Source organism: Companilactobacillus bobalius (assembly GCF_002179915.1).
In the GTDB taxonomy this organism is placed as follows: domain Bacteria; phylum Bacillota; class Bacilli; order Lactobacillales; family Lactobacillaceae; genus Companilactobacillus; species Companilactobacillus bobalius.
Map to the genome: position 1 here is coordinate 245,947 of NZ_MYFM01000005.1, position 21,960 is coordinate 267,906.

The window sequence follows — 21,960 nt, forward strand, 5'->3', positions numbered from 1 at the left end:
TTTTACATTTAGTGATAGAATGGGGTCTTAATTTAGGATTGAGGGGTTTCATAAAATGAAGCGACATAATTTATTATTTATTTTATGTTTGGCAATAGTCGGAATATTTTCTTTTCAAAATACAACCGAAGTTAAAGCTGTTAGTTTTGTCCATACGTTTAAAAAGACAACAATGGTTTCCAGAAGTGATCAAAAAGATGATTTTACCTATGACTTCACTCGAATAAAGAAACCTAAGCTTAAAGCTAAAACAGATTGGTTGACCGATAAAATTGGAAAAGACTCTGGTAACGATCACTATTATCGAGTCGCAACTAATGAATGGGTCAGTACTGACGATGTCGCTTTAATAAATAAAGATATCAATCGCCCCATTACAATTTCTACAGGTCACAATATTTGGAAATTTAACCGCAAAACTTATGAATTCACTTATACAGGACACCGATTAGCAGCCGGTACATGGGCTAGTGATGAGAGAATTCAACTTCCCCGTGGAATCTCATATTGTAAAGTTGGACCAAATGAGTGGATTCAAAACATACACTATTAAAAATCTAAAACAGCATCCATTTAGAATTCTAAATGGATGCTGTTTTAGATTTATGAATTATTTGAAACAAACAATAAGACTGGTTTTCAAGTTAAATGAAACTGATTTTTTACCTATTCAAAGGGATACTTCATTCCCCAATCATTTCTAACATCGTTTAAGATGTGAGCTACATCATGCGATAAAGCTAATTGTCCATCATCGTGACCATTATTAATATACTTCTGCATATCCGCAACTTCATATTGAAGTGCCTTGTCATCGTTACCAACAACAATTTTGTCAGTTGTTTGCGTATGAGCATCAGCCGTATAAGTAATGTCTGCCTCAGTTGCACGAGGATAATTACTAATCTCAATATATCCTTTTGTTCCAGAGATCACTCCTCGTTTTGGCTGTTTAGCACGCATTGACAAGGCCATAACAGCCATCTGTTCATCATCATTTTTCAAGATAATTCCTGATTGCTCATCAACACCTGTTTCAAAATATTTTACTGTAGTTAAAATATTTGTCGGTTGCTTACTCAAAAAACTTCTAGCAAATGCCGTAGCATATCCACCTATATCTAGTAATGCCCCACCAGCTAACTCTTTATTGAAGAAACGATTTTTAGGATCGTAATCTTTCAAACTACCAAAATTAACTTGCACTAATTTTACTTGACCAATTTTACCATCAGAAATCAATTGTTTAACTTGTTGATAAAGTGGCATATGTAATAACGTAAATCCTTCTATTAAAATAAGATTTTTCTTTTTAGCCAAGGCCTGAACTTCATCAAATTCATTTGCATTAACTGTAATAGCCTTCTCACAGAAGACATGTTTCCCTGCATTCAATGCTTCTTTAATATATTGATAATGGAATGTGTGTGGTGTTGCAATATAAATAACATCAATATTAGGATCATTAATCATATCCGTTGGGTTGCTGTATTGATGTTGAATCCCCTTCTCTTGGGCAAATTTAGCCATTTTTTCGGCGTTCATATTAGAGGCCCCGTATATTTCTCCATTAACGGCGTTTAAAGCATCTGCCATTTCGTGAGCAATCCAACCAGTTCCAATCATTCCCCAATTATATTTTTTCATAGCTATAAATCTTCTTTCTTGATATGTTTTACATCATCATCTGTTGCTAAAAGTGCATCCGTTACAATATTCTTAAAATAAGACGTTCCCAATACACCTGTCATTTGCGACAATTTAGAATTAATTAAGTCAATATTTTCCCAGTCATCAAAATGACAATCTACTAATCCATTACCATTTGGTGTTCGAACCATCCCAGCCAGATCCTGAGATTGCCTAGTTTCAGCATTTCCACCTAGTATGGAAACCTCATCAAGCACTTGTGGTATTGCCATATCCAAAACCTCTAAGGTTAATTGTACTTGGGGATTCAATTTCTCTGTGTACCGAGCCTGTGGAGCCATAATTATATAGCGTTTTGCCAGATTGGCATACAATCGCTCAAAGGTATGAATACCGCCATTACTTTTTAAAACATTTAATTGACTATCCAAACTATCACAGCCGTCAAATGCTAAATCAAATTGTTTAATTTGTTCCAATGGAATGACGGGAATATTTAAAGACTGACAAAGATTACGTGTCTGTTCTGAAGGACTAGCCACCGAAATTTTGGAAGTATCAATCGATTTTATCAATCGACTTACCGTTCTACCCCCACCAAAACTGACGATCATATTTGGTTCAATCATTCTTGACGCCTTTTCAATTAATTTCTCCATTTTTTGGGCTCCTTATCAGAAATATATTTTCATGATGTTAGTATTCTTGAAATTAATTTTCATAATAAAATAAAAAAAATACCCTGTCAAGCAAGATATTAAATTTTACGATCTGATATTAATTCCTCATGTCGAGCAATTTTATCTAATGTTCCCTTATCCTGACCAATCAATAATAAAAAAATAGCCTCGATCATAGTTGACGCTGCTATTCTTGAGAAATAATACTCAGACTGAAATATTTGTTCACGTACATATGTTTTTAGATGTAAATCTGCTCTTTGGGCAATAGGAGAATCGGAACGGTTAGTTATGGCAAGAACTTTGATACCCCGTTTTTGAGCCACGTCTATCTGCTTTATTAATGACTTAGATTCACCTGAATTTGATATAACCAGCAAAATATCTTCGAGCGACATATTTAGTGTTTGCGCAATTGAAGTTTCAAAGGCTGCATCACTCATTGCCAGCAATCCAATTTGATTAAATTTGTAAACTGTATCTATCGCTACTGGATAAGTGTTTCCTTCGGCTACTACCTGAATTAAACGAGCATTTTTAATTATTGATAAGGCAGCAGCCATTTTATCAGTTGACAAGTTCTTCAAAGTATTACTGATTTCCGAATCCTTCTTTTCAGCAATATTTTTAAGTGATGCCTGAATATCGTCATCAACAGTAAATGATACGTTACTATCATCAGAAACCTGGGCCAAACGAGTTTTTAATTGATGAAATCCGTCAATACCTAAGTTTTTACAGAATCTTGAAACAGAGGCTTCGCTTACCTCAGCCTCAATAGCTAACTGAGAAATTGTATAGTCAACCACATCTTGGGGCTTCTTTAAAATAACTTGTGCAATTTTTTTATCTGTGACTGACATATGTGGCAGCTTATTATATATGACATCAATTATATTCTTCATAATTATTAATACCTCTAATTGTATTTTATCAAATTTAAAACAAAAAGATTCTGTCAATACACAGACCATCATGATGCTTATAAATATTATAGGACCTGAAATCTTTTTTGAATTACGATGGTATAAAAAAAAACCATCCCTACGGATGATTTCCTCATGAACGATTTTAATCTTGAATATGCTATGTATTATAGAACCTTAACAGCGAATGAAGGCATGAAGTAACTTGAGATTGATGAGATCTTTACAGATTCACCAGGTTGAGGTGCGGCGATGTATTGGTTGTTACCTAAGTAGATAGCTACGTGATAACTTGAACCTTTGCCACCCCAGAATAGAAGGTCTCCGGCTGATGCTTGAGAAACAGCTTCTTGTGTACCGGCACTTTCTTGAGCTACTGTGTATGAACCAATGTTCTTACCTGTTGCTTGGTTGTAAACATATGATGTGAAACCTGAGCAGTCAAAACCACTTGGTGTCTTACCACCCCATACGTAAGGTGTTCCTAAATACTTCTTAGCTGTACTAATAACGTTAGCAGCAGTTGCTTGTGTAGTAGTAGCAGTTGTTGCAGCAGCTTCTGTAGTTGCTTGACTAGCAGTTGTTACATCAGCACCACTTAACCATTCGTTGTTACCTACAAGATACCATGTTGTACCATTGTCATCTACAACAGCCTTAGCTACACGCCAGCTTGTGTTTGATCCAAGAATACGGTTAGAAATCTTTGAATCTGAAGATGGTGTGCTGAATAGTGCTGAATTGTTCTTTGTACGTACAACTGAAGGAGCATTTTGGACAGTTGTTGCAGCCTTAGCTGAAGAAGCGTTTGATAGACCTAAACCTGTAACTGCCATTGCTGCAGCAGCTGTAAATGAAATTAGACTTTTTTTAACGTTATTATTCAAAATTGAAATCCCCCATGAATTGGTATATTTTTTTAATTGTTTAAATTTTTATTATTTATTAATTTCTTATCACTCAACGACCACTATATTACTCTCCGAATATTGCAGAACTGTTACAACAATTGTATAAGAATGTTACACTTTGAAAAATTCCATAAAAATAGGGCGATAAACATTGATATATCAATATTTATTGCCCCATTGTGAAAAAACAAATTAATTTACTTTTTCACTTTTTATTATCTGATCGACCCTTTTTTTAGTGATTTCGATGTCATTATTAATAATTTTATAGGATTTTCCCTCTAATTCTTTAGGAATTCTTAAATCTCTGAGGAATTCATCACTATTTATACGTGAAATCAGACGCTTGTGATCATCTCCACGTAGTTTTAACCGTTGAGCAACGGTGTCATAATCCACTTCTAAAAATATCACAATGGCATTCTCACCATATCTTTCCTTATAAGAAATAGCTCCCTGTGTATCCACAACAATACTAGCAGTATTGTACTTTTTCCAAGTTTTATTGAGACTTTCTTCCGATGATCCATACCAATGACCACTGTATTCGACTTTTTCCAAATAATGATTTTTAAAGAATGAATCTTCTGTTTCAAAATAATAATCTATGCCGTTTTTTTCACCATCACGTGGTAATCTAGTAGTGTGAGTGATGACACTTGGTATACGATAAGTATTTTTCAAATATTTGCTAATGGTAGTCTTGCCGGTACCACTTGCACCGGTAATTACAATAATTTTTTTATCCATTATAGAACCCCTATGTTTGAAATATTTCTTCTACTATATTAATATACTAGTCTGTTAAGTAATTAATCCGAGGAGATTTTACATATGAAAATAGAAGATTTAAAGGTTGGAACTGTTTACGACTGCTCCGTTGATGAAGATATGGATTACCCATTCCAAGGCAAAGTTGAAAAAATCTACGAACACTCTGCTTTAATGGAAATTGTAAAAAATGATCCTAAAGATAATGCTAATAAAACTGAACTAAACAACAAGATTGTTGTAAGCATCAAGAAAATCAAAAAAGCTAAGTAATTATAAATATATGTATTTCCAAGCATTAAGGAAAATAGGAGTAGGTAATCGTACTTGATTACCTGCTCCTATTTGTTTTAAACGAAAAAAATCATATTATATTCCAAACTGTTTTCTTTATTTTTCAACATTAATAAATGAACTAGCCGGTACTCTCAAGACACGATACTCCATTGCAAAATGGTTAGCTTTTAATCCTAATCCATTTCTGAAGTTATTCTTGTACTTAGCTTGCATTGTTATGACATAAGCATCCTGATACTTAGAATCCAATTTCTTAATCTTTTTAACTGGCCAATTCAAACGTAATCCGGAAACAGTAAACGGTAATGTCGCATCCGAAATAGTAGCGTTTTGACTTGAGACCGTATATTTAGAGTTATTCAACCAATATTGATAAACATCCGTTGATGAACTAGATTCCTGCTTATTAATTTTAACGTAATAACCTTGTCCATCGTTCGTTGTTTGGACGATCATCGGATTATATTTATAACTAACCGCAATATTATCCTTATCGTTCAAATCAACCTTGGTAAATAAACTAGTGTATAACATCCCACTAACAGCTAATATGACGACAACAATTTCCAATAGATCTGTTAAAATTGTTACTCCAGTAATTTTCTTCTTTTGTTGAACAAGAATTTTTAAATGTCGATTTCTAATATTAAATACAACAAAGATTAATAGTGCAATTACAATAATCCATGCAATAATTCCCACAAAATTCCAAGAACTCATAGTTTTCTCCCAACTAAATTAATTGTCTTAAACACTCCATAACTTTATAATAGTCATTACGCTAATTTTACCACGAATCGAAAAAATATTTGAAATTGAGATACAAAACGGTCGAAATTGTGTGGGCACATACGTTTGTCGAATTTTTATAATGACAGTATAACCACGCTATATCGTGTATTAGCCGTTATATCGAACACTATATATTGTGTTTAAGATTTTAAATGATTATACTAATTGGGAATAGCAAGTTGAAAGGAGTTAATCACTATGAATAACGTAATCGTATATAGCAAGAACAACTGTATGCAATGCAAAATGACTAAGAGATACTTGAAGGAGCACAACGTTTCCTTCGAAGAAAGAAACATCAATCAAGACCCAGAATACCTAGATCTTTTAAAACAACAAGGTTTTAAGAGTGTTCCTGTTGTTATGAATTCTGTCAGCGATCCTATCGTCGGTTTCCGCCCAGACAGTCTTAAAGACCTCGTAGGTTAACCATGAAAAAAATAGCTTATTATTCTATCACCGGACAGACTAGACGGTTCGTTAATAAACTAGGAATAGATGGATATGAAATAACCGACGCCGACCCCTTTTACCAAATGGGTCGGCCATTTATTCTTATCGTACCTGCTTACGATGACGACATGATGGATCCTGTAATTGACTTTTTACAATATAAAGATAATGCTCAAAACTGTATTGGTGTTGCCGGCGGCGGTAATCGTAATTTCAATACTTTATATAATCACACCGCAAAAGACATCGCTCATGGATTAGACGTTCCTGTTGTCTTTGAATTTGAATTCAATGGTACACAAAAAGACGTCGAAAACTTTAAGAAAGTAGTGAATGAAATTGGGATTAAATAACCTAGATGCAACCAAACTTCATTATTTCAAATTGAATAATGAAATCAACATCCCCGTAGATGATAAGATTCCACTTAACAAAGATAAGGAAGCCGTTAAAGCTTTCTTTACTGAAAATGTTGAGCCAAATACTAAGAAGTTTGCTTCCTTCAAAGACCATATTGACTACCTAATCGATAATAATTTTATCGAAAAAGAAGTTATCGATGAGTACCCACATGAATTTGTGACCAATCTTTATAATTATTTATTAGATCAACATTTCCAATTCCAATCTTTTATGGCTGCATATAAGTTTTATAACCAATATGCCTTAAAGACTAATGATGGTGATCTTTATCTTGAAAATTACGAAATGCGAATTCTTTTCAATGCCCTTTTGTATGCCCGTGGAGACCAAACTCTAGCTAAAAGTCTAGCTACCGAGATGATTGCCCAACGTTACCAACCGGCAACACCTTCATTCTTAAATGCTGGTCGTAAGCGCCGTGGAGAATACGTTTCTTGTTTCTTATTACAAGTAACTGATGACATGAATAGCATTGGTAGAACAATCAACAGTGCCCTTCAGCTATCACGAATCGGTGGTGGTGTCGGTATAACGTTATCTAATCTACGTGAATCAGGTTCACCAATTAAAGGCGTTGATAACTCTTCTTCTGGTGTCCTACCAGTTATGAAGTTATTGGAAGATAGTTTCAGTTACAGTAACCAATTAGGTCAAAGACAAGGTGCTGGTGCCGTTTATTTGAACGTCTTCCATCCTGATATCATTGACTTCCTATCTGCTAAAAAAGAAAACGCCGACGAAAAAGTCCGTGTTAAGACTCTTTCACTAGGTGTCATCGTACCTGATAAGTATTACGAATTAGTTCGTAATAATGAAGATATGTACCTCTTCAGCCCTTACTCGGTTGAAAAAGTTTACGGCGTTCCCTTCTCATACGTTGATATTACTAAAGAATATGACAATATGGTCAAAGATGACCGTATCAAAAAATATAAGATTGAAGCCCGTGAACTAGAAGACGAAATCAGTAAACTACAACAAGAATCAGGTTATCCTTACGTCTTGAATATTGATACCGTTAACCGTGACAACCCTATCGACGGTAAGATCATCATGAGTAATCTCTGTACTGAAATTCAACAAGTCCAGATACCTTCTGAACTAAATGATGCTCAAGATTACGTTAAATTGGGAACTGACGTTAGTTGTAACCTTGGTTCTACTAATATTTTGAACATGATGCAAAGTCCTGACTTCGGACAATCAATTCGTTCAATGACCAGAGCCCTAACTTTTGTCAGCGACGCTTCTAACATTACTGCTGTGCCACCAGTAGCAAATGGTAACAAGATGAACCATTCTATCGGTTTGGGTGCAATGGGACTTCATACCTTCCTAGCTAGCCAACACCTCGAATATGGCTCTCCTGAAGCAATTGAGTTCATCAATGTCTATTTCATGCTAATTAATTACTGGACATTAGTTGAGAGTAACAATATTGCTAAAGAACGCCATGAAACCTTTGCTAATTTTGAAAAATCAAAATATGCGGACGGATCTTATTTCGACAAGTATCTAGACAAGAGCTTTGCCCCTAAACTTGACGCTGTCAAAGAGCTTTTCAATGATATCTTCATTCCTCAACCAGAAGATTGGTCAAAACTAAAAGATAACGTTATGCGTGATGGAATTTATAACGCCTATCGTATGGCTGTTGCTCCAACTGGTTCTATCTCTTACATCAACAACACAAGTGCTAGTTTGCAACCTATTACTAGACTAGTTGAAGAAAGACAAGAGAAGAAAAACGGTAAGTTATACTTCCCAGCACCACTTTTGAGTAACGATACTATCAAATACTACAAGTCAGCATATGACACTGACATGCGTAAAGTTATTGATACTTATGCTTCGGCCCAAGAACATATTGATCAAGGAATGAGTTTGACACTCTTCATGCGTTCAGAAATTCCTGCTGGTCTTTATGATTGGAAAGACGCAGACGATACTAAGCAAACAACACGTGATTTAAGTATTTTACGTAATTATGCTTACTACAAAGGTATCAAGTCACTTTACTACGTCAGAACTTTTACCGAAAATAATGATGAAATCGGCAGTAACGAGTGCGAAAGCTGCTCTATCTAGGAGGAAATTTTTATAATGGTTGATACATATTACAAATCAATGAATTGGAATAAACTAGAAGACCAAATTGATAAGGAAACTTGGGAAAAGTTAACTTCACAATTTTGGTTGGATACACGTATTCCACTTTCCAACGATTTAGATGACTGGCGTACTCTCAGCCCTGCTGAACAAACCGTTGTTGGACACGTTTTTGGTGGTCTGACACTATTGGATACTCTTCAATCACAAGATGGAATCCAAGCAATGCTAAAGGATACCCGTACTCAAGCTGAAACGGCCGTCTTCAACAACATTGAATTCATGGAATCAGTTCATGCCAAGAGTTACTCATCTATCTTCAGTACTTTAAATAGTGCTGAAGAAATCGAAGAGATTTTTGATTGGACGGATCACAATGAATACCTTCAAAAGAAGGCTAAGTTCATTAATGACATCTATCAAAACGGTGAACCACTACAAAAGAAAGTCGCTAGTGTTTTCCTAGAAAGCTTCCTTTTCTATTCTGGATTCTACACACCACTTTATTATCTAGGTAATAACAAACTAGCTAATGTCGCTGAAATCATTAAGTTGATCATTCGTGATGAATCAGTTCACGGAACTTATATTGGTTATAAATTCCAATTAGGTTTCAACGAATTGAGTGAAGACAAACAATCCGAATTAAAAGATTGGATGTATGATCTACTCTATACTCTCTACGATAATGAAGAGAAATATACTAAGGAATTGTACAAAGAAGTTGGTTGGGTTGATGAAGTTCTTGTTTTCCTTCGTTATAACGCTAACAAAGCTTTGATGAACTTGGGACAAGAGCCATTATTCCCTGATGGCAATGCTGAAGATGTTAACCCTATCGTTATGAACGGTATTTCTACCGGAACAAGTAACCACGACTTCTTCTCACAAGTTGGTAATGGTTATCTTATGGGTAAAGTTGAAGCCATGAAAGATTCCGATTACGATATCGGACGTACTGGCGACAATAAAACACCAGATGAAAATTCATTATTCGATAAAGTTAAAAAGTTAAAGTAATGAGCTATAAAATAAGGATTCACCTTAATTGGTGAATCCTTATTTTGTTATATTCATAAATAATTTTTTAGATAAATCTTCTAAAGTATTCCATTCATCAGCGGTAAAATTACTCTTTGCCACCAATATCTCTGGTAATTCATTGATATCCTTACGCTTAGAAATTCCTAAGTCAGTCAATTCTACATTAACAACTCTTTCATCATCTTTGCTACGTTGACGAGTTACTAAACCCTCCTTTTCCATACGCTTTAACAGTGGTGTTAAAGTCCCTGAATCAAGTGAGAGTAATTCTCCTAGTCCTTTAACCGTAACGTGATCATATTCATAGAGTGCGACTAGTACCAAATATTGTGGATACGTTAATTTATTTTTGCTAAGTCCATCGTGATATAACTTTTGAATCGCACGTGAAGTTGCATAGAGAGAGAAACATAAGTGGTCGTCCAAGGGGATTGGCTTGGTAGCATCAATAGCGATCTTTTCTGCCATATAAATCATCCCTCCTTATTTCATTTTATGCCTACATTTTATTCTTAATCTAAGAAATTGTAAACCATTCTATTTCACACAACCTAATTTTAAAAATCCCAAATATAACATAAATTTTTATAATCAAATATTTATATATTTTAAACTCAAATAACAATAAAAATACTTAAATTATTTGGATAAGTACATATTGACTTGGTACAATCTGTATGACATAAGGATTTTTTAATTGAGAGGGATTTATATGAATAATTTTTATCGAAAGAAACTTTTAATCTTCGGTATCTTTTTATGTACTTTAATTTTGTCCTTAAATATTTTTTCTATTTCTGTCTCCGCAGATGGAGATTCTGACTACGATCACGCCCTTGCTACCACGCCAAAGGGATTGAACTGGGATAATAATAATTTTGTAATTGCTAAATTCCCACCAAAGCCAGCTAATGCTCCCGCCACCAGTCCAACAGGAAAAAAATATAGCTATGACAACAATGCTTCTATCGTTCAATCAACAAATCCAGCAACTAAAGGTACTAGTGTTATCAGTTTGACTAACGGTACCTATCAAGTTGGTGCTGTTTGGAGTAACTTTGAAAAAGATAATTACTTTGACTTAAGTCACGAACAAGTAGCCTCAATGTGGATCTATTTTGGTAATACCGGTGGTGAGGCTCCTGGTGACGGTATGGCTTTTGTTTTACAGAATGACAAAAGAAAAGAGAATGCTATCGCTCTTTCCGCAAATGGAATCCCAGTTAACGGACAATCATTGGGAGTCTGGGGTGCTGATTGGGACAAAACGAATTCAGATCCAGCAAACGTTGCAAAAACTGCTATTCAAAATAGTTGGGCTATGGAATTTGATACTTACAAAAATCAATTAACAGGTGCTAATGAGATTTCTGGTGAAGGTGTCTCCTTTGACGCTAATAACGCTGGAAGCTTTCCCCAACATATTGCCACCGGATTTCCGGCCCTATCAAAAACTTATATAAAGAATTCTAAATACTATAATGGCGCTCCCGTTTATTACTACACAATGCATCATGATAATTTTATTAGCATAGAAAATTTAGTTGATAGTAAGTGGCATCACGTTACTATCAAATGGTCTCCCGATGTCACTACAAATAACACATTACTTCCCAGTGGCGGAACAATGACTTATAAATACGATGATAAAAATCCCGATGGTAGTATTCCCAATCCTACTGATATAAAAGAAACTAGTTTTCACCTGGATACTGCTAACTTTGGTCTTCAATCCGACAGTAAACTTTATTGGGGATTCACCGGTTCCACTGGTAAATATTATGAAAATAATCTAATGATTTTTGAATCTATTCCTTCCTTTGTTGATGCAGAAGCAACCTCTAGAATTCGTGATAATACTCAGAACCGCGATATCATAAACAATGATAGCCAAGTTTTTCCTAATGATGATATTAGTTACTTCTACAATCTGGATTATAAGGGGTGGACTAAAACTTGGAATGATATTCATGCCAAAATGAACGTACCTAAAAATGTTCATTTCACAAGCGGAACAGTCACTTATCCTACAACCGGTAATACCTATCAAATACCTAGCGATAAATTTCTTAATGATCCCACTTCTATTGAAGACATTCTCCCAGAACAACTCAGTCAAGATAGTCGTACGGCAATAATTGAGCTCAAAGGACATACAGAAACGATTGCCACTGAAAAATTAAATGTTCCTATCGCTCATGCTTCATTTGAAGGTGATAATTTAATTACCGATACTGATACAATTCCCTTTTTCATTCAGGCACGTAAATTAACTTTAAAAAGTGATTTCCCGGATATTAAAAAAATTGGTCAACATGAAGATGTCGATATCCCTGCCGAATTGGAATATCACGATGGAACTCCTTTAGTCAATTCCAATATGATCGTTTATCCATCAGTAAATAATAAGAATTTACCTAGTTTTAGACTAAGTGATGCTAACCCTGCCAGTGGTTTTACACTCCACTTAAGTAATGATCAATTACCCTCTAAGATAAATATTGTAAAATTTTACGTTATGGACAATTTAGGTAATAAAACCAATGTCATCACTAAGCAAATCAATGTAGGCGGCACTGTCCAATTTGGAACGGTTTCACCACAACTGAGTTTTAAAACTGTAAATCTTACCTCTCCCAATGAAATCATCCCCAGAATGAATAATTGGCAAGTCGAAGTAATTGATAACCGTGAAAAAGGTAGCTCCTGGACAGTTCAGGCCAGCGCTAGCAAACTAACCAATCCAATCACCCATCAAAATTTCGATGGGGCCTTAATTTATAGAGATCATACTGGCAAGATATCATACTTGAATAACAATTTAACAATCGCTGAAAACTCCAAGGATAATGATGAAACTCAATCGAAAGATATAACTGAAAATTGGAATTCACAAGATGGAATTCTTTTGATTTCCAATTCTCAAAACAAAGCTGGTAATTATTCCGGAGAAATAAACTGGTCATTAGTTGATTCACTAGTCAATAAATGACTTTTACAAGATAAATGATATTTCTTAAATATCATTTATTTGTTTTTTATATATAAAAATACAATAAACTTTAGTCATATATATCACGTTAAATATTCATTTATTTGTTAAAATTTTCTTGTAAAATGATTTTGTCAGATGAAAGGGATATTCATGACTAAACATAATGGTTTGAAACAACTATTATTAATCTTTACTGGAGCAATATTTTTATTCATAATTTATTCATTTACCCATGTTCAAATAGTTAGAGCTGATGACAATAAAGATTATGAAAATGCTTTGGCATCAGCACCCAAAGGTTTAAATTGGGATAATAATGCCTTTGTTATTGCTAATTTCCAAGCGGCAGCTGAAAAACGATTACGCAGACCCGTTATTGTGCCTTCAAATAATATATTCAATTCAAGTATGACCAATAATGCACAAATAACCCAATCGACTAATCCTGATCCCAATACGAAAGGAACCAGCGTCATAAAGATGACTAATGGTACATATCAAACAGGGGCTGTTTGGAGCAGTAGAAAAAATGACAACTATTTTGATATTCGACATCCCCAAAAAGCATCAATGTGGCTCTACTTCGGACCCTCAACTGGCGACACAGGATTCGTTGGTGACGGCATGGCATTTGTTCTCCAAAATGACAATAACGCAGAAAATTCAATTGCACTTTCTGCAGATGGAATTCCTGTTAATGGACAAGCTTTAGGTGTTTGGGGAGCTGATTGGGACCATGGGGATAATAGTTCTCCTGAAAAAACTGCCCAGACTGCTATTCAAAATAGTTGGGCCCTGGAATTCGATACTTTTGTTAATCGATACAAACCAAGTACTAGTGAAGGTGTTTCTTTTGATTTTAATATTGGGGGTATCGGTAATGCAGAGAACAATTATCGTCACATTGCCGGTAATTATCCAGCACTAGCAAGTACTTATGATAACGATAAAAGTAATTTTCCTAGATATACCACAATGAATCACGGAAATAATTACAAAATTCATCCCCATTTAGTAGATGATCAGTGGCACCACGTTACAATTACTTGGACACCTAAAAGTGATACCGATCATTCACAAGGAACTATAACTTATGCTTACAATGATAAAGATACCCAATCAGGAATTCCCATTACTGACCCTAAACAGGTAGTCCAAACATCTTTTAATATTGATACAAAGAACTTTGGACTAACCGGAGATAATACTAAACTCTACTGGGGATTTACTGGTTCTACTGGTAAATACTCTGAGAATAACTTATTAGTTTTTGAATCCATTCCTTCATTCGTCGACGCTGAAGCCGTTCCGGCTATTTATGATGATTCTCAAGGTGGAACTGAAATTACTGAAAGTAACAACACCGTCGACCCCAATAGTGATATTAGATATACTTACACATTAAACTATAAAGGTTGGACTAAAAATTGGGATAAAATTAATACCAAAGTAGACATACCTGACCATGTTAAATTCACTAGTGGAACAATAACTTATCCAAATTCAGCAGACAACAAGCCACATCAAATAGATCCAAGTATTTTTAACGATTCCAATGCCACTAAACTTAAGTTTCTCTTACCAGATAAACTTACACCTAAAAGTAGAACTGCCATTATTGAATTACATGGTAAAACTGAAAAAAATGCTACAGAAAGTTTAACGGTCCCCTCATCTCATGCCTCTTTTGAAGGTGATAATCTTATTACTGATGCCAATACTATCCCATTCAAAATCAGATACAGAAAGCTAAGTTTGGATAGTGATTCACCTAATATTATTAAGGTAAAGCCAAATGAAGATGTTTTTATTCCAGCCCAAGTAACTTACGCCGGTAGTAATAACAATCCTTACTATCAAAATCTAACTGTTTATCAAAAATTAAATAATGGTCCTGTTGAAACACAAGATCTTAGCTTTGATTCAGATGGTAATTTTGAACTTCCTATATATAGCTATTCATTAGACAAAATTAATACTGTTTCCTTTTACGTTAAGGATCAAGATGGAAATACTAGTAATACTATTACACGCCAAATCACAGTCGGTGGAAATTTAGCATTTGACTATGTACAAAATATAGTCTCATTCAAACCTATCAATGGTTCCTTCACTGACGGAATCCTACCACGACTTGGAAAATGGCAAATCAATGTCGTTGACAGTCGTGAAAAAGGAAGTCAGTGGTCTGTTCAGGCCAAGGCCAGTGATTTAGTTTCAGAAGATAAAAATAAATTATTAGGCAACTTATTTTATAGAGATACCGATGGGAAAGATTATGATATTGATAAAGATTTTCCCGTCGCCACATACGTAAAAGATACTGACGATACTCAAATCAAAAATATTGCTGATACGTGGACTGACAATAGTGGAATACTATTAGCCGTGAAAAAAGGTAACAAAGCTGGAATCTACACAAGTAAGATATCGTGGTCACTAATTGATTCCACTCCAAATAAATAGAGTGTGAGGAAAAATCCTCACACTCTATTTTTTATCTTTTTAACTACGATATCCCATAAACATGGCAAATATTAAGATTACCAAAACGATCGTAGTAATAATTACATACAGATTATCATGCTCTTTATAAAAAGCATAAATTGAAACAACTACTCGTAATACCGGTGTCAAAATAAGTAGAAAAACACCTAGCATAATAACAGCATATGATTTTCCAGACGCTACTCCAGCAAAGATTGCCATGAATCGGCGTGGAAATTCACCTGAGGCATAGCCGCTACCACTCATAAAGTATAAGGCCATACCTATTAAAATAACGATTGCTGAAGTGATAACACCGATACGTAAAATTTTACCAATTACTAATTCGACCTGTCGTGTTTCTTCATGTGTATTATTATTCATTAGATGTTCACCCCAAATCCTTTAAGAGCCATTTGTACTCCCATGTAAAGAATAATAGGAATAAAAATCATTCTGATAATTCTTGGCTTCAAGACTTGCATCAAACGTGCACCAATTGTTGCCCCAACTAAAACACCAATTGCTAATGGAGCAGCAATATCAGGACGAATTGAACCATTAAAGAAGTATACCGTTGCACTGGCTGCAGCAGTAACACCCATCATCAAATTACTTGTAGCACTTGATGGTTTTAAAGGCATCTTCATAATTGTATCCATAGCGATAACCTTGAAAGCACCACTACCAATACCTAATAAACCACTGGCTAATCCAGCAGCCCACATCATGATGAATCCACCTGGAACATTCTTCATTGAATAATCAATCTGTTTTTGTTCCGCTTTATCATAATAAGTACTCGATAATTTAAATTTATCAACGATTGGATCATGTCCGGTATAAACACTCTCACCTTTTTTATCCATTAACTTACGAATCATATTGTAAGTTGAATAAAGTAAGAAGAATCCGAATAAGACATATAAGAAATTACTTGAAAATACACCTACCAACAAAGCACCCATGATGGCACCCACAGTTGTTGCAATTTCCAAGAACATGGCCACACGCAAATTTAACATGTCGTCTTTTAAGTACGCAATTGTAGAGCCAGAACTCGTTGCAATAACTGAGATGATACTAGCACCAATCGCATACTTAATATCTAATCCCATCATAATAGTTAGAACTGGCGTAATAATCATTCCGCCACCAATCCCCAAAATTGCACCAAGAACTCCAGCTCCTACTCCCATTACTAAAAGTAGTAGCATTGAATTCATTATTTTTCCTCTTTCTCGTCTTCATCTTTTTTAGAGAAATTCTCTAGAGAAGTTTCATAGTTCCCTTTCATTATATCCATTGTGTGCTTTATTTCATCATTTTTTAAGCTATTTTCAGAAATTAAGTCAATATGGAACTTAGAGGCGTTCAAATAATCGCAACTAGTTGAGAGATAAATCTTTGTCTCAACTTCAGCATCATCGTCAAAGAAATGTGTTACTTTCTTAGCATCTGCGAATGGTAGATTGATAATTCCACTTTCTAAATAAAAATCGATTGGAAATTCAGCATCTGCAACATGAATAATTACTTGTGAAAGCTCATTATCAGCCAAATCTTTTTCCAATTGTTCCTTAGCCTTATTTAATGACCAAAGATCTTCTTGGAGTAAGTCATCCTTACTTATATCTAACTTAGTCTGTTTGAATTTTTCGTCTTGAATATTTTCAATAAAATCGGTAACTTTAATTTTCATTATTTTCTCCTAGAGGTACAATTTCAAAAAGTTTTCCACAGCACCTTGATATTTTTTAGAATCCACATAGTAGCTCCGTATATGAACCCCTTGACTTTCATAAGACATTCTCGGGAATTTTCCACATGTTAATAACTTTTCACGCATTTCAAACGGTACGGTAAAATCATTTTTACCATGCATAAATAAAATCGGTAAAGTATTCTTAGACAATGCCTTTGTACAATCCGCTTGCGCATATGAAAAACCAGCTCGTATTTTTGAGACTAGTGAGATTCCCTTAATCAAATATCTGCCTTTAATATGATACCTTTTTTGACAGTGATAACTCAAGATGTTCGAAGCACTCGTATATCCAGAATCTTCAATCACCAGTTTAACATTCTTTGGCAATTGATACTGTGTTGTCAACATGACGGTCGCTGCACCCATAGAGGCACCAAATAAAATAATTTTATTCTCAGGATATTTAGCGATGACTTCCTTGATCCATTCTAATAGATCCAAACTCTCAATATAACCAAAGCCCAAATACTTACCTTCACTTCTACCGGCAGCTTGATTATCAATTTGTAATGTATTAAAACCTAATTTATCAAATAACTGTGCATGAACGTCTAACGATTTATGATCGACTCCGAATCCGTGAACCAAAATAACGGTTGTGGAACTCTGATTATCAGTAAACCAACCGTATAACTTACTATGATTAAATTTCGAATTTATTTGCCATTCTTGTTTTGGCTTTTTTAAATATACTTCTGTTTGTTCAACTAATCCTTCGTCCATTTTAACTTTTGGTGCTTCTGCTCCCAAAGCCTTCGAGCCTCTTTTTTGAATAAATAAAAAAAAGGCGTTCAAAATTAGAACGACTAGTAATAACAATATCAAAAGAAAAATTATCATGATATTCCCTCACTTACGCTAATTCTTTAACGCCTATCATAGCCACAGCTACGATAATCATTGAAATAGTAATTCCGACAAATAATGTCGAGAATGATAATGCCGTAATGATTAAACTACCGGCATAAGGACCAACCGCACGACCTAAAGAACCAAAGATACTATAAAAGCTTTGGAAGGTTCCACGATTCTTATTCGTCGACATCTTACTCAATAAAGCAGGAATAGTTGGAAAGACCATTGATTCACCAACTGTCAAAACTAGCATACTAGTTATGAATGCTAAATAAGTCTTAGCTCCTGGCAATAATAAGAAAGATGAACCCATAATTACAGTTCCAATGAAAATTTGATACTTCAAAAGTTTGAATATTTTTGAAATGACACGATTCATAACTGGTTGAATAATTAACAATGAACCAGCATTAATAGTAAAGACCAGTCCATACTCACGAGTTGTGTAACCTTGATTAAGCATGTAAGCCGACAAGTTGCTGTCCCATTGCGAATAGCCTAACCAAACGATAAAGATTGAAGCACAGATAATGAAAAGATTTAACTTGAAACGTCCTAAACCAATTTCGATTCGTGGATCAACGTTATCATTATCATAACTAGCCAATTCATCAGAATCGTCATATTCTGAAACATGCTCCAATAAATTAGCTTTAAATAGTAAAATAATTGCACTTAAAACGAATAACAACATTGGTATAAAGAAAGTAAAGAAAATGCTCCACTTGAATATGAATCCAACTGCAGTTGAACCCACGGCAATACCAATATTTGATGCCAAATACATATTATTAAAGATTACTCGACTATTTCCCGACATTTGTTCCGCCACAAACGCCGTATAAGCATTAACTGCTGTATAAATTAGTCCCATTCCGAATCCTAAGATAAATAACATAATGGCATACGTTGGCCAAACATGATGAACTGACATACCCAACAAAGATACGATGGAAATTATATAACCAATGTACAAAGTACCACGTTTGGAAAAACGATCAAACATAATTCCACCCATGGCATTTCCAATCATCATAAAAGCTGAATAAACCATTAATGTAAATCCAGCCGTTACCAAGGATTCATGCAGATTTTTATGAATAAAAATTGTGTTAACTGGTAAAATAAATCCCATTACCAAATTAAACGCAATGTTTAAAAGTAGTAACCACATTCTTTGTGCTCGCATTTTTTCACCTCTTCTATAAATTTTCCTATAAAAAAAACCATGGTATAAATTAACCATGGTTTTTTTGGTAGTACTCAAAATGAGTAAATAGATTCCGGTTCACATCCAGTTTCTATAGATATCACTCACAAATCCGGTGAGTAGTGCTCGATACCCTACCTTCATAAGTGCCGTCCTAATTCGACGGCTCTCGACTCATCGCACAAGTCTCATCATAATATATTCTGAAATTTGTTGCAACTTTTTTCACTAAAGATTTGGATTTTCGCTAACTTTCTCTTCTGTCCAGATCTTGTAAATCAAGTTTAATAAGCCACCCATTTGTCCATCTACACCGTTATACATCCAACGATAGATACATACATCTTTACCCATTTGATCTTCTGGTGGGTTGGCACTATTAGCAGTAACAATAATATCAGCATCCGTAGGATCACTGACGATCTTTGCGTATGGTAATGATTGTAATGTTACTGACAAGTCTGAGTAAACCAAGAAGAATGATTCTAATTCGAGATAAACTTTGACCTGAATGTTCTTATTATATAGTGAGAAGAATCTATATGCGATTGCATAAATAGCTTCTGAAATTTGTTTAGCTTTTCCATTCAATGATTGATACTTATCACGAAGCATTAAATGTTGAACAGTTGAATAGATCTTACTTTCAAGTCCTTCATCATTCAACTTGCTAATAGCATCACCAAAGCCTGAATATAAGTTAAGAATTTCAATATAATTATGATCAAGTGCTAAGACACCAATAATACATGTAGTTAAATTATATTTATATCTCAAAAATTCACTGTGTGACATTGCCATATCAGAAATTGTTTGTTCAACGTCAATTGGAATTAATTCCAAGAAATCATCAATAAAGTTAGCAAACAATGGGTTATATCTAACTAATTGTTTCGAAACTGATTGAAGATAATCTTCTGATACTTCAAATGTAGCGGGAACACACATCAAAAGGATATAGAAGTCAGCTGATTGGAACATTTGCTCCTCATAACTAACATCTTCCTTAATAGCGCGTTTCAATTCACGGACTTTTTTACTACCAGTGTCACCCTCAAGCATTGAACCAGCACTTTCAAAAATGTTAGGGAAAGGATAATTGATAACATTCAAAGCATCCATATTCTTAACATGATTGCCAGCTAAGATACGATACAAGTGAGCCATAACAACATAAGCATAAAAAGTCTTAGTAATATGGTTAGTTGGTTTGAGACGATATTTGTCCAAAGCAATATCAACGACTTTAAAAGCTGTCTTTTGTGTGAAATCTTCAAATGGCCAAACGTATCCCCTAGTAGCATTCCAGTACAATGCCGCGATAGCCAAACGGATAGATTCCTCATCACCTACAAAGCGCATTGGTTCATAAGCTATTCTGACACCGAAACGCTTCAAATAACCTCTCATTGGCTTTAAGTGGCGTAAAACAGTTGCCTTACTACTATCAAGTGTTTGATAGAAATGTTTAAATGAACTTTCTTTTTCTTTTACGATTGCATCTAAAAATAGATAACCATCGGAATTAGTCGTTAAGTAAGCATGATAAGCGTCTCTGGTAACGTCAAACATCTCTTCAGTCGAATACTTACTCTTCTTCAAGATTCGTTTAAAGTCTTCTTGAATCCCCAAAAAAGTATTGTAGACACTACCATAACTCTTATTCATTTGATAAGCAGCTTTTCGTAAATTAATATCCTTTACCTTAATATCACGGTTACGATATGTTCCGATAAGATCTGCACTAGCTAATTGATTAGTTCTTATTAACTTTATTTTATTAAATAATTGTATTTTCTCGATTTCGGACTTTGATAAAAATAAGTCAGTAAAGCTATCCAAGAACTCCACCCCCATAGATATAAATTAATTCTATTATAATAGAATATACCCAAAGTTTTGTAACTTATATTTATATTATCGTAAATATTTTCTTAAATAAGTAACCTACAACATTTCAGAACTTAAATAAATAGACAAGATATTTATAGAAATATGAATATATTTTATTATCTATACCAATAAGTTATTTTACGCCTTATTTTAAATAAGTATAGTCCCTGAACGTTCCTTAATTCAGAAAAAAATAATTTTCATAAAAAGTAAAAAATCAGATTGAAAGAATCGATCTTTTTGAAAAATATTATCTTTATTTCATAAGAACAATAGGGTATTTGAAAAGGGACCTTTATTTGTAAAATAAAGGTCCCTTTAAAATAGACATATTAACTAATTTGAAATAAATACTTTAGAAAATTATATTTATAATTTCTGAAAAGAATCTTTTTAAGCATACAAAAAAAGGAACCAACCATTTGGTTGATTCCTTACCATTAGCGTGGCAGCTACCTATCCTCGCGGGTAGTTTCCCACCAACTACTTTCGGCGTGGAGAAGCTTAACTTCTGTGTTCGGCATGGGAACAGGTGTATCCTTCTCGCTATCGCCACCACACTATTGTTGCTCGTACCTTCAAAACTAGATATTAAGATTATGAATTAAATTAAAACACTTCAAACTGCTGTAAACTCTTACTCGGTTAAGTCCTCGATCTATTAGTACTGCTCAGCTCCATGTATCGCTACACTTC

At 34.4% G+C, this 21,960-nt stretch carries 21 protein-coding genes and 1 rRNA gene; 8 read left to right on the forward strand and 14 right to left on the reverse strand.

The window, feature by feature from the left end; all coding sequences use genetic code 11:
- The first annotated feature begins 55 nt into the window (after window positions 1–55).
- Window positions 56–553 carry a hypothetical protein gene (locus LKACC16343_RS09275; protein ID WP_056950847.1) on the forward strand — a complete coding sequence of 166 codons (498 nt, stop codon included), beginning with the start codon at window positions 56–58 and terminating at the stop codon, window positions 551–553.
- Window positions 554–666: 113 nt separating this feature from the next.
- On the opposite strand, the gene LKACC16343_RS09280 is transcribed toward LKACC16343_RS09275, so the two are convergent.
- The 5 genes from LKACC16343_RS09280 to LKACC16343_RS09300 all read right to left on the reverse strand — a co-directional run bounded on the left by LKACC16343_RS09280 (window position 667) and on the right by LKACC16343_RS09300 (window position 4,917).
- Window positions 667–1,647: a Gfo/Idh/MocA family protein gene (locus LKACC16343_RS09280; protein WP_056950845.1), complete on the reverse strand. Its 981-nt coding sequence runs from the start codon at window positions 1,645–1,647 to the stop codon at window positions 667–669.
- 2 nt (window positions 1,648–1,649) lie between these two features.
- Window positions 1,650–2,309 (reverse strand): ribose-5-phosphate isomerase A, encoded by a 660-nt coding sequence (locus tag LKACC16343_RS09285; protein ID WP_056950843.1) that lies wholly within the window; start codon window positions 2,307–2,309, stop codon window positions 1,650–1,652.
- Window positions 2,310–2,407: 98 nt separating this feature from the next.
- A complete protein-coding gene (locus LKACC16343_RS09290) occupies window positions 2,408–3,235 on the reverse strand; it encodes a MurR/RpiR family transcriptional regulator (protein WP_056950841.1) in 828 nt (275 codons plus the stop codon).
- Between the two features lie 188 nt (window positions 3,236–3,423).
- Entirely contained in the window at window positions 3,424–4,143 is a 720-nt protein-coding gene (locus LKACC16343_RS09295) for a C40 family peptidase (protein ID WP_056950840.1), read from the reverse strand.
- A 216-nt stretch (window positions 4,144–4,359) separates the two neighbouring features.
- Window positions 4,360–4,917 carry a guanylate kinase gene (locus tag LKACC16343_RS09300; protein WP_056950838.1) on the reverse strand — a complete coding sequence of 186 codons (558 nt, stop codon included), beginning with the start codon at window positions 4,915–4,917 and terminating at the stop codon, window positions 4,360–4,362.
- An 84-nt stretch (window positions 4,918–5,001) separates the two neighbouring features.
- Here LKACC16343_RS09300 and LKACC16343_RS09305 point away from each other — a divergent pair, with 84 nt between their 5' ends.
- Entirely contained in the window at window positions 5,002–5,211 is a 210-nt protein-coding gene (locus LKACC16343_RS09305; protein WP_025085017.1) for a hypothetical protein, read from the forward strand.
- Window positions 5,212–5,328: 117 nt separating this feature from the next.
- Here LKACC16343_RS09305 and LKACC16343_RS09310 read toward each other — a convergent pair whose 3' ends face one another.
- Complete coding sequence (locus LKACC16343_RS09310; RefSeq protein WP_056950836.1) at window positions 5,329–5,955, reverse strand: LVIS_2131 family protein; 627 nt, start codon at window positions 5,953–5,955, stop codon at window positions 5,329–5,331.
- Window positions 5,956–6,225: 270 nt separating this feature from the next.
- Between LKACC16343_RS09310 and nrdH the strand changes: the two genes are divergently transcribed.
- The 4 genes from nrdH to nrdF are packed head-to-tail and all read left to right on the forward strand — an operon-like array spanning window position 6,226 to window position 10,032.
- The gene (nrdH, locus tag LKACC16343_RS09315; protein WP_025085015.1) at window positions 6,226–6,456 is read left to right on the forward strand and encodes a glutaredoxin-like protein NrdH; all 231 of its coding nucleotides are present in this window, start codon (window positions 6,226–6,228) and stop codon (window positions 6,454–6,456) included.
- Window positions 6,457–6,458: 2 nt separating this feature from the next.
- Window positions 6,459–6,833, forward strand: coding sequence for a class Ib ribonucleoside-diphosphate reductase assembly flavoprotein NrdI (nrdI, locus tag LKACC16343_RS09320; RefSeq protein WP_056950835.1), 375 nt, complete (start codon window positions 6,459–6,461; stop codon window positions 6,831–6,833).
- Window positions 6,814–8,991 carry a class 1b ribonucleoside-diphosphate reductase subunit alpha gene (gene nrdE, locus LKACC16343_RS09325; protein WP_162255714.1) on the forward strand — a complete coding sequence of 726 codons (2,178 nt, stop codon included), beginning with the start codon at window positions 6,814–6,816 and terminating at the stop codon, window positions 8,989–8,991. The genes nrdI and nrdE overlap by 20 nt, the downstream gene beginning before the upstream one ends.
- 15 nt (window positions 8,992–9,006) lie before the next feature.
- Window positions 9,007–10,032 carry a class 1b ribonucleoside-diphosphate reductase subunit beta gene (nrdF, locus tag LKACC16343_RS09330; protein WP_056950832.1) on the forward strand — a complete coding sequence of 342 codons (1,026 nt, stop codon included), beginning with the start codon at window positions 9,007–9,009 and terminating at the stop codon, window positions 10,030–10,032.
- A 39-nt stretch (window positions 10,033–10,071) separates the two neighbouring features.
- Here the strand turns inward: nrdF and LKACC16343_RS09335 are convergent, their stop codons facing one another.
- Window positions 10,072–10,524: a MarR family winged helix-turn-helix transcriptional regulator gene (locus LKACC16343_RS09335; RefSeq protein WP_056950831.1), complete on the reverse strand. Its 453-nt coding sequence runs from the start codon at window positions 10,522–10,524 to the stop codon at window positions 10,072–10,074.
- 244 nt (window positions 10,525–10,768) lie between these two features.
- Here LKACC16343_RS09335 and LKACC16343_RS09340 point away from each other — a divergent pair, with 244 nt between their 5' ends.
- Window positions 10,769–13,048, forward strand: coding sequence for an L-type lectin family protein (locus LKACC16343_RS09340; protein WP_056950829.1), 2,280 nt, complete (start codon window positions 10,769–10,771; stop codon window positions 13,046–13,048).
- 153 nt (window positions 13,049–13,201) lie between these two features.
- Complete coding sequence (locus tag LKACC16343_RS09345; RefSeq protein ID WP_056950827.1) at window positions 13,202–15,517, forward strand: L-type lectin family protein; 2,316 nt, start codon at window positions 13,202–13,204, stop codon at window positions 15,515–15,517.
- Between the two features lie 39 nt (window positions 15,518–15,556).
- Here LKACC16343_RS09345 and LKACC16343_RS09350 read toward each other — a convergent pair whose 3' ends face one another.
- From LKACC16343_RS09350 to rrf, 7 genes are all read right to left on the reverse strand, one after another.
- Window positions 15,557–15,922, reverse strand: a complete 366-nt coding sequence (locus tag LKACC16343_RS09350) for a DUF1634 domain-containing protein (RefSeq protein ID WP_056950825.1) — start codon at window positions 15,920–15,922, stop codon at window positions 15,557–15,559.
- Window positions 15,922–16,764 (reverse strand): sulfite exporter TauE/SafE family protein, encoded by an 843-nt coding sequence (locus LKACC16343_RS09355; RefSeq protein ID WP_034544395.1) that lies wholly within the window; start codon window positions 16,762–16,764, stop codon window positions 15,922–15,924. Before LKACC16343_RS09355 ends, LKACC16343_RS09350 begins: the two co-directional genes overlap by 1 nt.
- A complete protein-coding gene (locus LKACC16343_RS09360; RefSeq protein WP_056950823.1) occupies window positions 16,764–17,240 on the reverse strand; it encodes a hypothetical protein in 477 nt (158 codons plus the stop codon). Before LKACC16343_RS09360 ends, LKACC16343_RS09355 begins: the two co-directional genes overlap by 1 nt.
- 9 nt (window positions 17,241–17,249) lie before the next feature.
- A complete protein-coding gene (locus LKACC16343_RS09365; RefSeq protein WP_056950819.1) occupies window positions 17,250–18,146 on the reverse strand; it encodes an alpha/beta hydrolase in 897 nt (298 codons plus the stop codon).
- A gap of 13 nt (window positions 18,147–18,159) precedes the next feature.
- Window positions 18,160–19,350, reverse strand: a complete 1,191-nt coding sequence (locus tag LKACC16343_RS09370) for an MFS transporter (RefSeq protein WP_056950814.1) — start codon at window positions 19,348–19,350, stop codon at window positions 18,160–18,162.
- Window positions 19,351–19,599: 249 nt separating this feature from the next.
- The gene (locus tag LKACC16343_RS09375) at window positions 19,600–21,213 is read right to left on the reverse strand and encodes a helix-turn-helix domain-containing protein (RefSeq protein ID WP_056950811.1); all 1,614 of its coding nucleotides are present in this window, start codon (window positions 21,211–21,213) and stop codon (window positions 19,600–19,602) included.
- Between the two features lie 494 nt (window positions 21,214–21,707).
- Window positions 21,708–21,824 (reverse strand): 5S ribosomal RNA (rrf, locus tag LKACC16343_RS09380).
- Between the last annotated feature and the right edge of the window lie 136 nt (window positions 21,825–21,960).